Genomic DNA, 15036 nt, shown 5'->3' on the forward strand with positions numbered 1-15036 from the left:
TCATCGGCTGAGCTGTCGCAACAGATACGCGCGCAGCCGCCCCGCCGTATCGGGGGTCAGCGGCGCCAGCACGCCGCGCCCCCCGTCGGGCAGGTGCGCGGCGGCGGCTTCGGCATCGCCAAACACATAATGGTCGAACAGCGCGCGCCAATGTTCGCGCTCGTCATCCGGCAGGTCCCGGATCGCCAGCAGCGCGTGGTTCAGTGCGTCCTGCGGATGGCCAAGCCAGCGCGGCGTTTCGCGCCACCAATAATTGACCAGGATGTTGAACGAATCCAGCGCCTCGACATGGTGCCACCACATGGCGGGCACATACAGCGCATCACCCGCCGCCAGATCGGCAACCTGCGCGCTGGCCAGCGCGTCGGCAAAGCGGGGGAAGCGTTCGAAATCGGGCGCGTGGAAATCGACCATGCTGACCGCGCGGCCCGCCGGGGTGTTGTCGATCGGGCCGAGATACAGGTTGGCGAACTGATCGCGCGGGAACAGTGTAAAGCGCCGCTGTCCGACCGCGACACAGGCCAGATTGTGCGGCACGTCGTTATGCGCCGCGATCCGGGTGCGCGTGCCGATCCAGATACTGGCCAGACAGGTGCGGTGACCCAGATCGACGTGATTGTCGGCATGCAGCCCGTCGAAGAAGTCATGGATGTCGACAGAGCCGAGATAGATGGTCGGGGCATCGGCCTGCCCTTCCCCCTCATCCATACGGGTGAAGATTTCGGGCAGGCGCGCCGACATCATGCGAAAGTTCATGCCCATCGCATCGTCATAGAACAGCCGGTCGCCGCCGGTGCCGACCGAAACCGCAAAGGCGCGGTCACGCGCGCGCGCCATAAGGTAATCGCGCGCCGCACGCGGCGACTGGCGCCCCGCCGCAACCAACGGCCAGTCCGCGACAAGTCCGCGCACAATGAACGGTGCATCCGCGTCGCGCAGCACCGCGTCCAGTGCGGCGGCGTCGGCCACCTCCACCTCCCGCACCGGTGGCAGCGCGGCGAAGATGTCGGTGCCGCTCTCAGCCATGGGCCTGTCGCCGGTTCCGGCGCGCGACCAGCGCCGAAATGTTGGTCAGTGAAGCCAGCGCCATGAAGATCGGCATCAGATGCCCGTCCCGGTGCAGCTCGCCAAGCGCGCCGCCGTCCAGCGCCCGCAGCTTTTCCTCATCGATCACATGATATCCGACCAGCCGGTTGGTCGAGCCGTCCTGTAACGTCACTTCCAGCGTGAACGGCTCCAGCAATTCGTAGCGCCGCAGTGCATCGAAGAACCCGGCCGAAGCCTGATAGCCCGTGTCCAGCGCGCGCAGTTGCTCGATCACCGCTTCCAGATAGGGAGTCGTTTGCCCGAATTCGTCGAACAGGCGAACACCGTCATCACGGATGCGCGGGCTGTCCAGGTCGATATGCACCTGTCGCGTGTCGCCGCCAGGCACGGTGCCGATCAGGAAAGGCTGAATCGCCATCGCCAGCGGCAGCGCGCCTGCGTCCCAGCCGCTGCCATCCAGATAAAGGTTCTCGCCGGGTTCGAACCCGAACAGCGCATGGGCAGCGAAACGGTCGCTTTGCAGGTCCAGTCGGAACAGGATCGGATAGTCGTTCTGAACGCGCCGAAACTCGCTGGGCACGACGATCGCGCTCATCACGCCGTCGCCCATCGCCTCGCCGCGTGCATGCGTCACGCGCAGGTCACGATGGGTCTGGGGATCGAGAATCGCGTGGTTGGCCATCAGTACTGACGCTCCGTTACGGGTACAGGTTGCGCGGCCCGGACCAGGGTGTCGAGCGCCGCGCGATTGGTTGGCAGGCTGGCCGCCAGTGTGCGGGCGCGCCGGGCGACCTGCTCGATCCGCTGGGCAACGGCGTCGGTGTCCTCGGCCCGCATAACGCCCGGCGGGGGCGTTGCGGCGCCCATGCCGTACAGCACATATTGATAGCTGGCGGCAGGAAACACCTCCTCCACGCTGTCGAAATCATGGACAGAGGGAGGCTGATCACGCCACAGTCGGATCAAATGCGCCAGCCGGTCGGGAATCGTCCCGTCGGCGCGGTGGTCACGCCAGTAATCGGACGTCCGCTCGCTTAGCACATAATGCAGCTTCAGAAATTCGACGATGCGGTCCCAGCGATAACGGAACAGGTCGTTGAATCGGCGCGCATGCAGCGGCATCGACGCGCGCGTCGCCGGGAAATTGTCGATCAGCGCGTCGAGGGACAATTCGATAGTGACGATGGCCGACGCCTCCAGCGGCTCCAGAAAGCCCGCCGATAGGCCGATGGCCAAGCAGTTACGCTCCCAAAAACGCTCCCGATGCCCCGACCGGAACGCCAGCTGCCGGACTGACAGCGCGGCGGGGTCGGCATGGGGTGCGGTGCGCCCCAGATAGGCGTGCAGCGTTGTAGCGGCCCGTTCATCGTCCATATGCTGGGAGGAATAGACGCATCCCACGCCCCGCCGCGTCGGCAAGCCAATGTCCCAGATCCAGCCAGCGTCGTGCGCGGTCGCGTCGGTCTGTGACGCGATCGGCATATAGGGTGTGACCGGCACCTGCACGGCCAGCGCGCGGTCGTTGAATAGCACATCGGAACGGTCGAGGAAGGGGACACCGTAACGCTCCCCGATCAGCAGCGCGGCATGGCCGGTGCAATCGATGAACAGGTCGCCCGCAATGTCTCCATGATCGCGCGTGGCGACGGCAGCGATATCGCCGTCATCGGCCATGATCGTGCCGCCGACATGGTCGCGCACATGGCGCACGCCCAGCCGCTCGACCGCATGGCGTCGCAGCAATTCGGCCAACTTCCCCGCATCGAGGTGATAGGCATAGTTCAGCGCACCCGCATAATCGGGCATACCCGCCTGACGCGGCGCCAGATGCCGCGCGCCGACCCAGGGCTGCGGGCACACGGCATCGGCAAAGCAAAGCTCAGGCGCGACCGCCCGCCACCCCTCGACCAACCCGCGGGCGCTGCCCTCCACCGGAGCGACGAAGGGATGGAAATAGGCGTCGTCCATGCCGCCATCGCGCCAGCCGATGAAGCGCGAACCCTGTTTGAAGGATGCGTCACAGGTGCGAAGAAATTCGGTCTCGGCGATGCCGATTCGCGACAACGTCCGCCGCATCGTCGGCCAGGTACCCTCCCCCACGCCGATCGTGGGAATGTCCGGGCATTCGATCAGGGTAACGTGAAGCAGCGAGGAAGTCGCCGGGTCGGCCGCGGCGGCGATGCGGCACGCGGCCAGCCAACCGGCCGTGCCGCCGCCGACGATCACCACATGGGCGATACCTCTATCCACGGTGCCGATCCGCTCCCTTGCTCGCAGCCGGTCGATAGTCCTGCCGTGCACGTATCGAAAAGGCCACCCCCGCTGGATGCAGGGGTGGCCCGTTCGCAAGCACGATCAGAAGGTGAAGCGCAGACCGCCCATGTACCGCGCATAACCCGGCTGGGCAAAGGTCACGAACTCCTCCGACCGGCGATGGCCGCGACGATTGGCGCCCAGGATGTTGATCCCTTCGGCAAACACGGTCAGGCCCTGCATGAACTCCCAGCTCGCGCTGGCGTCGACCTGGCCGTAGGCCTCGACATAAGTGGGATCGAACGCACCACCGGCATAGAACTTATCGCGCCAGTTATAGGCGACACGCGCCTGGATGCCGTTCTTGTCGTAATAGCCGACAACATTGGCACTGTCGCTCAACCCGGTCAGTGCGAACTGGCCGATATTGGGGTCCAGCGTATTGTTGTACTTCGCATCGCCATTGACGATCGTATAGTTCAGGATGAAGCCCAGACCCGTATCCCACAGTCGGTGCTGGATCGCGAATTCCCAGCCATTGATGTTGGCGGTCCGGTCGCTGTTGAACGGCTGGGTGATCTGGAAATTGAACAGATCGTCTTCGGGCAGGCCAAAGATGTTGCCGGTCAGATAATCGACGCCGCCCGCCTGGGTCGTGCCGGTGATTTCCGATGATGCCGGATAGTTGCGCAGGATATAGTCGCGCACCCGCACCGCATCGGTTGTACCCAGCGCCGCTACCGCCGCGCGATAACGCGGGCCGGAACCGGGATTACGCAGGTCGAACGCCGACTGATCGACCTGGGTGCTGCCGATGAAGTTGCTGACGTCCTTGTTGAAATAGCCGACCGAGATGTAGCTTTCGCGGTCGAAATACCATTCCGCCGAGAAGTCGATATTCTTCGACTTGAACGGAATCAGGTTCGGGTTGCCCAACCGGCCCGTACCCCCGCCGATGCGCGGGTTGGTGTCCAGCTCCAGACCGCCCTGCAGGCTGGCATAATCAGCGCGCGTGATGGTGTGGCTGTACGAAGCACGCAGCTTCACGTTGCGGATCGGTTCGATGTCGAAGTCGATCGACGGAAGCCAGTTTTCATAATTGCCACGGAACGTCGTGAACGCCGCTTCCTCAGCCAAAGTCAGCGCAAATTCGTTCGGGCCGGTCCACCGGGCGCCGGTCGGCACCGGCACCAGCGCCGACGAGTCGACGATCGTCTGGTCGTAACGGATGCCCGCAATGATGTGTGCGGGGTTGCCGAACACATCAAAGCGCGTGTTGAACTGGATGTACGGCGAAATCGTCTTCTCGCGGATGCGACGATCGGTGGTGTAGTTGGCGAGGCAGGTGCCCGGCGCAGCGACGCCAGCCTGCGGATTTTCGCAGATATTGTACTGCGAACGCAGCAATTCGGCCATCTGTTCGAAATTGAAGGTATAGATGGCCGGCGCCAGACCACCGCTGCCGTCGAAGCCGCTGAACTTGTCGGGCAGGCTTACGCGCTGGAAGAAATCATCGGGCACGGCGTCGGCACCGAACTGCTGCCCGCGCGGATCGACCCCGCCCCAGGTCTCGTTCTGGATGAAGCCATATGCCGATCGGACCTGATTATCGACGAAGGAGAAGCCGGCGTCGATGCTCTGCAGGAAATCGCCGTCATGGTCGTAATGACCCTTGAGCTGGATCTGGTCGAGCGTGTTCTTGAAATAGGCGTTGCGGAACGCGTTGCCGGTCGGCGTGATCGCCGCCGGGTTCAGCGCGTCGATGCCAGGGTACATCGCATAGGAAATGACCGGCAGGTCATTGGTGAAATCGATCCGCTGCGACTGGACGCCAAAGATCGCGCCGCCGATCGACGTGCTGCTGCCATATTCGTTGGTCGGCTTCGACTCGGCAGTCGAATGGTGCGCGTCCAGCGAGACGGTAACGTTGCCCGGCGCTTCCCAAGTCAGGTTACCGCCCAGCGACTTGTTGATCGACTTGTTGGCGGTCAGCGCGCTGGAATAGGACAGGTCCTTGCCCGGTTCGAACTGCTCGGAATAGAAGACCGGGCCGGCGTTCGGCCCATCGGTCCATTCGCTCGACGTATTGCCGAAATTGAACCACACGCCCGTGCTGGCGGTACGCGCTTCGACCCGGTTGCTGGAGTAGGTATAGTCCAGCGTCGCAGTCAGATTGTCTGTGGGCTTCGCCTGAAGCACCAGCTGACCGTTGATACGCTCACGATCGATGTCGATCAGGCTGTAGCTTGCTTCCTGCGGCACTTCATAGACGTCGGTGGGACCGGGGCGGTTGGTGATCCGCTCGGAACCCGGCGTGCCAGGCTGAGCGAGCGAGCCCCAGTCGTTCTGCGAACCCAGGAACCCGTCGCGAAAACCGACAGTGGCCGAATTTACGCTCGCCTTGCGAAGCTGATACGCGCCGCTCAGCAGGATGCCGAAACGGTCGTCGCCAAAGGTGCTGGACACGACGCCCGACACTTCCGGCGTGATCGGGTTGCCATCATTGCGCGAGGTGTCGAGGACGCCGCGTGCGGCCACCGATCCGCGCGTGCCCGGTCGGTCGAGCGGACGCGGCGTGCGGATATTGATGGTCGAACCGATACCACCCGAAGGAACGGCAGCGCGGCCGGTCTTGTAGACCTCGACCCCGGCAATGCCCTCCGACGCGAGGTTCGCGAAGTCGAACGAGCGCGACGCAGGCGCGCTCGCGCCGTCGCCCAACGTTGAGGTCGGCATTTGGCGACCGTTCAGCGTGACAAGATTGTATTCCGGACCGAAGCCGCGCACCGTGACGGTCGAGCCTTCGCCGTTCGAACGGTCGATCGACACGCCGGTGATGCGCTGAAGCGACTCGGCCAGATTGGTGTCGGGGAACTTACCGATATCCTCTGACGAAATCGCGTCGACCACGCCCTGCGCGTTGCGCTTTATATCGACGGCTTCGCGTAGCGACGCGCGGATGCCGGTAACGACGATTTCGTCGCCTGGCTGCTGGGCCGGTGCCTGATCCTGAATTTCGGAGGGGCCGGTATTGCCCAATGTCGCGGCTGCGTCCTGCGCCGATGCGACCGCCGGCACGGCAGCAATCGCCATCACCGATGCACTTGCCACGAATCGCGAAATCGAGCGAGCCTTGGAGCTCAGCATCCCGTCCTCCCCTTTTTGACGCACGGGTACACCGTGCCGTTTTTTGTGATGAGAACGTTCACTCTGCCTGCAACCCGCAATTGTCAAGCGTTGGCGGTCCCGCTGATCACGATCGGGAAACAGGTGTGACGAGCGTGCAACAACATGGTTGTGAACGTTCTCACTTTATGCTCGAAGCAGCCGCATAAGATGAACGACTTTCAGGAGAGCGTCTGATGACTCGCCGTTTCCTTGCGACCTTGCTCGCCGCGTCCGCGTTGGCTGGTGCCGCAGTGGCGCAGGATGCGGCGCCGGATGCCGCACGCACACGGGCCCAAACGCTGGTCGCGCGCATGACGCTCGATGAAAAGATCGCGCTGCTGCACGGGCTGTTCCCGCCCATGGCCGATGGCAAGACGCCCAACGAATTGATTCCCTCCGCCGGGCATATCGACGGCGTGCCTCGCCTGGGCGTGCCGCTGGTGCGCGAAAGCGATGCCTCGCTGGGCGTCGCCAACCAGGTCGAACAGCGAAAGGGCGACGTAGCGACCGCGCTCCCCTCCAGTCTGGCGACGGCGGCCAGCTTCGATCCCGAAATCGCGCGTGCGGGCGGTGCCATGATTGGCAGCGAAGCACGCGCCAAGCGGTTCAACGTGCTGCTGGCGGGCGGCGTCAACCTGACGCGCGATCCGTGGAACGGCCGCAACTTCGAATATATGGGCGGAGACCCGCTGCTGTCGGGCACGATGGCGGGCGCGCAGATCGCGGGTGTGCAATCCAACCGCATCGTCTCCACCGTCAAGCATTTCGCCCTCAACGCGCAGGAAACCGGCCGTATGGTGCTGGATGCGCGCATTGATGAGGCCGCATTTCGCATGAGCGACCTACTCGCCTTCCAGATCGCGATCGAAAAGGGTCGGCCGGGATCGGTCATGTGCGCCTATAACAAGGTCAATAGCGACTGGGCGTGCGAGAATGATTTCCTGTTGAACAAGGTGCTTAAGCGCGACTGGCGCTATCGCGGCTGGGTGATGAGCGACTGGGGCGCGGTCCATTCGTCGGCCAAGGCGGCCAATGCCGGGCTGGATCAGGAAGCGGGTCAGGAACTCGACGCCAAAATCTATTTCGACGCGCCGCTCAGGGCCGATATCGCTGCGGGCCGTGTGCCGATGGCGCGGATCGACGACATGGTCACGCGCTATCTTACGGGCCTGATGACGACGGGCACCTTCGATACGCCCATGCCGGACACGCCTCAGGCCATCGACTATGCCCGCAATGCCGACGTGGCACAGCAAGCGGCAGAGGCGGGCATCGTCCTGCTGAAGAACGAGGGCGACCTGCTACCGATCGCCGCGACGGCACGACGGATTGCGGTGATCGGCGGCGCGGCGGATCTGGGGGTGCTGTCGGGCGGGGGGTCCAGCCAGGTGCGCTCGGTCAGCGGCGCGCCGATCGAGATCCCGCTGGCCGACGGCCCGGCCGCGTCGTTCGTGCGGATCACCTATCACGCATCCTCACCGCTGGCCGCGCTTCGTCGCGCACTGCCGAATGCCGAGATTGAGTTTGTCGACGGTCGAAACCTGAATGCGGTGACCGAGGCTGCCGCGCGCGCCGACATGGCCATCGTGTTCGCCACGCAGTGGACGACCGAGGCAGAGGATGTGCCCAATCTGAAGCTGCCGCATCATCAGGACGCGCTGATCGCCGCCGTCGCCGCTGCACAGCCGAGAACAGTTGCCGTGATGGAAACCGGCGGCCCGGTACTGATGCCCTGGGCCGACAAGGTGCCCGCCATCGTGCAGGCATGGTATCCGGGCCAGCGGGGGGGGGAGGCGATTGCCAACATCCTGACCGGGCGGGTCAACCCGTCGGGCCGCCTGCCCATCACCTTCCCCGCTCACGCCGGACAGCCGCCCCGCGCCCGTCCCGTCGGCCTCGACACCTTTACCGACCTTGAGGTTCAGGCGGCGTCCAATCCCGCCAATGCCGGGCAGTATCAGCTGAAAAGCTTCCCGGTCGAATATGCCGAGGGCGCCGATGTCGGCTACCGCTGGTATGAGCGAAAGGGAGAGGCACCGCGCTTCGCCTTTGGCCATGGCCTGAGCTATACCAGCTTCGCCTATGGGCGCCCCGTCGTGACCGGCGGCAAGCAGCTTCGCATCACCTTCGACGTGACCAACACCGGCAAGCGCGAAGGCGCCGATGTGCCCCAGCTCTATGTCGCGCGCGACGGAACCACGGCGCCCATGCGCCTTGCCGCCTTTCAGCGTGTGACGCTGAAGCCCGGTGAGACACGGCGCATCACGCTGACCGCCGAACCGCGCATCATTGCCGACTATGATACCGCGCTGCCCGGCTGGCGAATCGCGGGCGGACGGTATCGCGTGGCGCTGGCCCGCGATGCGCGCGACCGGTCGATGGTCTCGACGGTCACGCTGGACGCGGCGACGATGAAGCCCTGACAATCATTGCCCAATGGCGGCGGGGGCGTGATAACCGGCGGGCGATGCCCCCGACCCCGCCCCCCGCCGCGCATCGTTCGCCCAGATTCCTCGCGCTTTACGCGCTGGCCAGTGCGGGCGGAGTCATCGCCTATCTGCCGCTTCTATCTCTGTTGCTGCCCCTCAGGATCGAAACGGTCATGGGCGATTCGCGCATCGGCTATGCCGCCATCGTGGCGATCGTCGGCGCGGCGGTGGCCAGCGGCGCGAATATCCTGTTTGGCTGGGCCAGCGACCGGTCGGTGGCGCGCGGGCGCGGGCGGCGCGGATGGGTGGCGTTCGGTATCGTCGCGCTGGCGCTTGCCTATCCACTGGTCGCAGTGGCGGACACGCCCGTCGCCATACTGATCGCGGTAATCGGCGTGCAACTGGCCGCCAATGCGCTGCTCGCCCCGCTTCTGGCGATCATGGCCGACGAGATTCCCGACGCGCAAAAGGGGGTGGCCAGCGGCCTGCTGGCGCTCGGCTCCCCTCTCGGCTCGGCCTTTTCAGCGGTGCTGATCGCGGCGCCGGGCCTCGGCGACGTAAGCCGCATCGCGATCATCCCGTTGGGCGTCGCATTGTGCGTCGGCCCGTTCCTGCTGACGCGCAGCGTGCGCGCGACCGGAGAAGAGGCAGCCGCCGCCGACCGCCCGCTCAGCCGCCGGGACCTGGCCATCGCATGGGTTGCGCGCCTGCTGGTGCAGCTGTCGGGCAGTGTGCTGACGCTATACCTGCTTTACTATTTCCAGTCGTTGGCGACCGACGCGGCGCGGGGCGGCGTGGCGAAACAGGTCGGCGCGCTGATGACGCTCGCTTATGTCCTGTCGCTGCCCGCCGCCGTGGCCATCGGCCGCCTGTCCGACCGGACCGGTCGGCGAAAGGCGGTCTTGTTCGGTGCGGCGATGGTCGCCGCCGCCGGGCTGGGCACGATGGCGATCGCATCGGGCACCATAGTCGGCGCGGTCGGCTATACCCTCTATGCCGTCGGGTCGGCGGTGTTCCTGGTCCTGCATTCGGGCTTTGCCATGCTGCTGCTGCCCAGCCCGCGCCGCCGGGGCCGCGACCTGGGCATCATCAACCTGACCAATACCGCGCCATCGCTGATCGGCCCCGCGCTGGCGTGGAGCCTGGCGACCCCCGACGATTTCACCCGCGCGCTACTGGCGCTGGCGGTTCTGACACTGGCGGGCGGTGGTGCGATCCTGGCCGTTCGCGGGCGCGATTAGGGCGCTTTCCAGTAACGGACATGGTCGATTGACAGGCGCATGGGAAAGGCGCCGTCGTCGATCCCCTGCTTGCCGCCCCAGTCGCCGCCGACCGCCAAATTCAGGATCAGGTGATAAGGCCGATCGAACGGCCATGCACCATGGTCGCCGGGCTGGTCGTTGGTGACGCGCATATAGGCGCGGCCATCGACACCGATCGTGATCGAATCGGGCCGCCAGTCGAGCTGATAGTCGTGAAATGCGGTGCAGGCGGTCGGGATCCGTTTCTGCGCGCCGCGCTGCGTGCCCTTGGCGTGGTTATAGCTGCCCGAATGCAGCGTGGCATGGATGACATTGGCGTCCCAGCCGACCATTTCCATGATGTCGATCTCGCCCATATCGGGCCAGGTGCCGCCTTGTGGCAGCAGCCAGATCGCGGGCCAGCCGCCGCGTTCGCACGGCAGCTTGGCGCGCACCTGATAGAAACCGTAACCCATTCCCTCCCGCGACACGAGCTTGGCCGAGCTATAGCCCTGCCCGCCCCAGTCGGGAAAACGTGCCTTGTCCAGCTTTTCGCGCCGCGCTTCGATCACAAGCGCGCCATTTTCGATGCGCGAGTTTTCGTGACGCGCCTCGGCATAATATTGCCGCTCGTTGTTGAACCACCCCTTCTCGTTGAACGCCGTGTCGAAGCGCCACGTCGTGCGGTCGATCGTCGGCTCGTCGAATTCGTCGGCGATGCTGGGCTTGGTTGCCGGGACCGTCATCGGCGCATCGACGGAATAGTTGGTGGCGCCCAGCGTCGTGACTTGCAGCGCGATCGCGAACAGGTTCATCTGGCTCTCCCGAAACGATTATCCCGCCCGCGATAGCGCGCGAATGCGTCCCCGGTCGAGTGCAAGCGCCCGAAGGCGCACCGTTTGGAAAAGAAGGAAGAGGGTCAGCGATGGCGGAGACGGAGGGATTCGAACCCTCGGTACGGGATTTACCCATACGGCGGTTTAGCAAACCGCTGGTTTCAGCCACTCACCCACGTCTCCGGGTCTTTCGGCTATCGAGGGCGGCGCTATAGCGGTGGCTTGGGTGTTGATCAACTGCCTCGAAAAGAAAAGCAGGGCCACTCGTTCCGACGCCTGTCGGACTCGACTTGCCGCCCGTTCATTGCGGCTTCATCGAGGGGCGGTGTAGCATAGCGGCTTCGGGGTCGCGTAATTTTTGACCGGGGGAATGAAGATGTCGCCGAAATGGACAATCGTGCTTGCGGCGCTGGCAATGGCGGTGACGCCGGCGGGCGCCGGGGCGCAGGTGCGGACCATCGACCCGAACAGCGCGATCGACGCCGATCTGAACGGCGCGCCGCCGCCCCCGCCGCCGCAGGAACAACTGACCCCGGACGAAATGGCGGTCGATCCGGGCCCGCAATCGACCGAACCGGCGCCGCTGCCCCCGCCTGCCGCGCCTGCGCCCGCAGCACCGGCACCAGCGACAGCGCCGGGCGCCGCCGGTCCCGCTGTGGCCGATCGCACCGCTGCGGCGGAAGAGACCTTTGCCCGGGACGATCTGATGTCCGCGGCCGAGGGCGTGTTCGGTCAGGGCGCACAGGGCCTGGCCGGCATGATCGAGAAGCTGCTGGCCGAACAGGGGCGCCCCAACGCCTATATCGCCGGGCGCGAAGCGTCGGGCGCGTTCGTCGTCGGCGTGCGTTATGGCTCCGGCGTGATGACCCACCGGATCGAGGGGCAGCGCCCCGTTTACTGGACGGGTCCGTCGCTGGGTTTCGATGTCGGCGGCGACGCGAACAAGGTGTTCGTGCTGGTCTACAACCTGTACGACACGCAGGAACTCTATCGCCGTTTTCCGGCGGCTGAGGGGCGCGTCTATTTCGTCGGCGGCTTTGCTGCGACCTATTTGCGGCGCGGCGACGTGGTGCTGATCCCGATCCGGCTGGGCGTCGGATGGCGGCTGGGCGCGAATATCGGTTATATGAACTTCACCGAAAAGTCGCGCTGGCTGCCCTTTTGAGGATGCGCGCCGGCGCTTGAGCCGGCGCCGCCGACGTGCGATGGCTCCGCGCCCAAAGGGGCATTGCAAGCGTCAGCCATGGCCAACATCGTTCAGTTCGAGAATGTCGGCCTACGTTATGGCACCGGCCCCGAAACGCTGTCCGACCTGAGTTTCACGCTGCGCGCCGGCGCCTTCTATTTCGTCACCGGCGCATCGGGCGCGGGCAAGACGTCGCTGCTGCGGCTGCTGTACTTGGCCCAGCGCCCAAGCCGCGGGATGATCCGCCTGTTCGGGGAGGATACGGTGACATTGCCGCGCGCGCGGCTGCCCATCCTTCGCCGCCGGATCGGCGTAGTATTTCAGGATTTCCGCCTGCTTCCGCATCTGAACGCCTATGACAACATCGCGCTGCCGCTGCGCGTTGCCGGGGCAAGCGAGAGCGAGGTGGACGAGTCGGTGCGCGAAATGCTGGCCTGGGTCGGTCTGGACAATCGCGCCGACGCGCGTCCCGCCACACTGTCGGGCGGCGAGCAACAGCGTATCGCCATTGCCCGTGCCGTCATCAATCGGCCTGAAATCCTGGTTGCGGACGAACCGACGGGCAATGTCGATCCCGACATCGCCGACCGGCTGCTGCACCTGTTCGACAAGCTGAACAAGCTGGGCACCACCGTCGTCGTCGCCACGCACGACGTCCACCTGCTGGGCCGGGTCAAGGACGCGCAGATGCTGCGGATGGAGCGCGGCGGGCTGGTCGACGCGCTGAGCGAGATGCACCGCCTGTCCTATGGCGCGCCATCATGAAGCGGCTGTCGACCGACCGCCGCTGGCTCGACGACGGGCGCGCGATGCGGGTGATGCGCTGGATCATGGCGATCATGCTGTTCCTGACCGTGCTGGCGGCGGCGCTGGGGCTGTCGACATGGCGCGCGACGGGGGCGCTGGATGCGGAGCTGTCCGGGCGGCTGACGGTGCAATTGGTCGAGGATGACCGCGCCGCCACCGACCGCCTGATCGCCCGGCTTCGTTCGGTGCCACAGGTATCGCGCGTGGCGGAAGTGGACCGCGCGCACCTGGCCCAGTTGCTGGAGCCGTGGCTGGGTGAAGCGGGGCTGGACGCCGATCTGCCGATGCCGGCGATGATCGACGTCGACCTCAGCGACCCGGCAGCGATGGGCGCGGTGGAGCAGGCGGTGCGACAGGCAGCGCCGCTGGCGCGGATCGACCGGCACGCGACGTGGATGGCGCCAGTGCGCGGCTTCATCGCGACGCTGGCGGCGCTGGCGGGCGGTCTGGTGCTGCTGGTCGCGGGGGCGACCGCCGCCGTCGTGCTGCTGGTGACGCGCGCGGGGCTGGACACGCACGCCGACACCATCGAAGTGCTGCATATGCTCGGATCGACCGATGTTCAGGTGGCGCGGCTGTTCCAGCGCCGAATCGCGTTCGACACGCTGACCGGCGGCGTGGTCGGCACGCTGGCGGCGGCCGGCTTTGTCAGCTTTCTGGGTACCCGGCTGGGCGCGCTGGAGGCGGAAGTGGTGCAGGGCGTCAGCCTGAACACGTTCGACTGGGCGGCGATCGCGCTGCTGCCGATCGCCTTTGCGCTGATGGCGACGCTGGCAGCGCGAGTCGCGGTGCTGCGCACGCTAAGGCGGCGGATGTGATGCGGCTGCTGCGCCTGATCGCGTTCGTGACGCTGGCCTATGCACTGGGCTTCGTCGTGTTCATGCTGAGCCTGGGTCGCCCGGTGGAGGGTAAGGTGACAGACGCCATCGTCGTCCCGACCGGCGGCGCCGGGCGCATCGACCGGGGGCTGGCGATATTGGAGGCGGGACAGGCGCGGCGCATGCTGGTGTCGGGCGTGGACCCCACGGTCCGCCCGCGCGAGCTGGCAGAAGTCTATAAATCAACGCCCCGCCGGCTGTTCGACTGTTGCGTCGATTTGGGGCAGGAAGCGATCGACACCCGCTCCAACGCTGACGAAACTGCCGGCTGGGTCCGCCGCTATCGGTTCAAAAGCGTGCGGCTGGTCACGTCGGACTGGCATATGGCGCGGGCACGGCTGGAACTGACCAACGCGCTTGGCCCGGATGTGGAGATTGTCGGCGACGGCGTGCGGACCAATGCCCGGTTCGGCGTGCTGGCGGGTGAATATAACAAGCTGCTGATCCGCCGCGCGGCACTGCTTCTGGGATATCGCGGATGATGGCACGGCTGCGTTCCTGGCTGTTCGACGCGATCTTTTACGGCGGCTCGGTGCCGATCGTGCTGACCGCGCCGGTCAGTGCGCTGTTCGGGCAGCGCGCGCTGGGCTGGCATGTGCGCCTGTGGCTGGGCTGGCACCGGCTGTGCGCGCGTTATGTCATGGGCATCCGCAACCGCATCACCGGTTCCGGTCCGCTGGACGGCCCGGCGCTGTATGTCGCCAAGCATCAGTCCTTTTACGAGACGTTCGAGCTGACGCGGATGCTGCGCAACCCCGTTATCGTGATGAAGGCCGAACTGGCCGACATCCCGTTCTGGGGATGGGCAGCCAAGCGATACGGGGTCATCGCCATCGACCGCGCTGGGTCGGCGACCGCGCTGCGTCAGATGCTGCGCGCCGCCGCCGCCGCGCGCGCGGCGGGGCGGCCGGTGCTGATTTTCCCCGAAGGAACGCGCGTGCCCCCGGGCGAATCGCCCCCGGTCCGCGCCGGATTTGCCGCGTTGTACAAGGCGCTGGGGCTGCCCACCGTGCCCATCGCCCTGAACAGCGCGCAAGTGTGGCCGCGCAAGGGGATGAAGCGGGCGGGCATCGTCACCATGGCCTTTGGCGAGCCGCTGCCCAACGCCCTGCCCCGGGCCGAGGCGGAAGTCCGTATCCACGCCGCGATCAACGCGCTGGAGCCGAAGGCGCGGATCGGCTAGCGCCTGTC

12 protein-coding genes and 1 tRNA gene are annotated in these 15036 nt (G+C 65.8%); 7 read left to right on the plus strand and 6 right to left on the minus strand.

Annotation, left to right across the window (positions count from 1 at the left end; translation table 11 throughout):
- The 4 genes from ACAX61_RS07460 to ACAX61_RS07475 form a co-directional block, all read right to left on the minus strand.
- Positions 1 to 1026, minus strand: coding sequence for a cupin-like domain-containing protein (locus ACAX61_RS07460; protein ID WP_370714141.1), 1026 nt, complete (start codon positions 1024 to 1026; stop codon positions 1 to 3).
- Complete coding sequence (locus tag ACAX61_RS07465) at positions 1019 to 1729, minus strand: SapC family protein (RefSeq protein WP_370714142.1); 711 nt, start codon at positions 1727 to 1729, stop codon at positions 1019 to 1021. The genes ACAX61_RS07460 and ACAX61_RS07465 overlap by 8 nt, the downstream gene beginning before the upstream one ends.
- Entirely contained in the window at positions 1729 to 3297 is a 1569-nt protein-coding gene (locus ACAX61_RS07470; RefSeq protein WP_370714940.1) for a tryptophan halogenase family protein, read from the minus strand. The genes ACAX61_RS07465 and ACAX61_RS07470 overlap by 1 nt, the downstream gene beginning before the upstream one ends.
- 105 nt (positions 3298 to 3402) lie before the next feature.
- Positions 3403 to 6447, minus strand: coding sequence for a TonB-dependent receptor (locus ACAX61_RS07475; RefSeq protein WP_528084545.1), 3045 nt, complete (start codon positions 6445 to 6447; stop codon positions 3403 to 3405).
- A 215-nt stretch (positions 6448 to 6662) separates the two neighbouring features.
- Between ACAX61_RS07475 and ACAX61_RS07480 the strand changes: the two genes are divergently transcribed.
- Positions 6663 to 8891, plus strand: a complete 2229-nt coding sequence (locus ACAX61_RS07480; protein ID WP_370714144.1) for a beta-glucosidase — start codon at positions 6663 to 6665, stop codon at positions 8889 to 8891.
- Positions 8892 to 8935: 44 nt separating this feature from the next.
- Complete coding sequence (locus ACAX61_RS07485) at positions 8936 to 10138, plus strand: MFS transporter (protein ID WP_370714145.1); 1203 nt, start codon at positions 8936 to 8938, stop codon at positions 10136 to 10138.
- On the opposite strand, the gene ACAX61_RS07490 is transcribed toward ACAX61_RS07485, so the two are convergent.
- Positions 10135 to 10953 (minus strand): glycoside hydrolase family 16 protein, encoded by an 819-nt coding sequence (locus tag ACAX61_RS07490; RefSeq protein ID WP_370714146.1) that lies wholly within the window; start codon positions 10951 to 10953, stop codon positions 10135 to 10137. The two genes, ACAX61_RS07485 and ACAX61_RS07490, sit on opposite strands and share 4 nt — an antisense overlap.
- A 111-nt stretch (positions 10954 to 11064) precedes the next feature.
- Positions 11065 to 11157 (minus strand) — tRNA-Ser (locus tag ACAX61_RS07495).
- A gap of 187 nt (positions 11158 to 11344) precedes the next feature.
- Here ACAX61_RS07495 and ACAX61_RS07500 point away from each other — a divergent pair.
- From ACAX61_RS07500 to ACAX61_RS07520, 5 genes are all read left to right on the plus strand, one after another.
- Complete coding sequence (locus ACAX61_RS07500) at positions 11345 to 12139, plus strand: DUF1134 domain-containing protein (RefSeq protein ID WP_370714147.1); 795 nt, start codon at positions 11345 to 11347, stop codon at positions 12137 to 12139.
- 78 nt (positions 12140 to 12217) lie between these two features.
- Positions 12218 to 12925: a cell division ATP-binding protein FtsE gene (ftsE, locus tag ACAX61_RS07505; RefSeq protein ID WP_370714148.1), complete on the plus strand. Its 708-nt coding sequence runs from the start codon at positions 12218 to 12220 to the stop codon at positions 12923 to 12925.
- Positions 12922 to 13785, plus strand: a complete 864-nt coding sequence (locus ACAX61_RS07510) for a cell division protein FtsX (RefSeq protein WP_370714149.1) — start codon at positions 12922 to 12924, stop codon at positions 13783 to 13785. The genes ftsE and ACAX61_RS07510 overlap by 4 nt, the downstream gene beginning before the upstream one ends.
- Positions 13785 to 14327 (plus strand): YdcF family protein, encoded by a 543-nt coding sequence (locus ACAX61_RS07515; RefSeq protein WP_370714941.1) that lies wholly within the window; start codon positions 13785 to 13787, stop codon positions 14325 to 14327. The genes ACAX61_RS07510 and ACAX61_RS07515 overlap by 1 nt, the downstream gene beginning before the upstream one ends.
- Entirely contained in the window at positions 14324 to 15028 is a 705-nt protein-coding gene (locus ACAX61_RS07520) for a lysophospholipid acyltransferase family protein (protein WP_370714150.1), read from the plus strand. The genes ACAX61_RS07515 and ACAX61_RS07520 overlap by 4 nt, the downstream gene beginning before the upstream one ends.
- The last annotated feature ends 8 nt before the right edge of the window (positions 15029 to 15036 follow it).

This window comes from Sphingomonas sp. IW22 (assembly GCF_041321155.1).
Taxonomy (GTDB): Bacteria; Pseudomonadota; Alphaproteobacteria; order Sphingomonadales; family Sphingomonadaceae; genus Sphingomonas.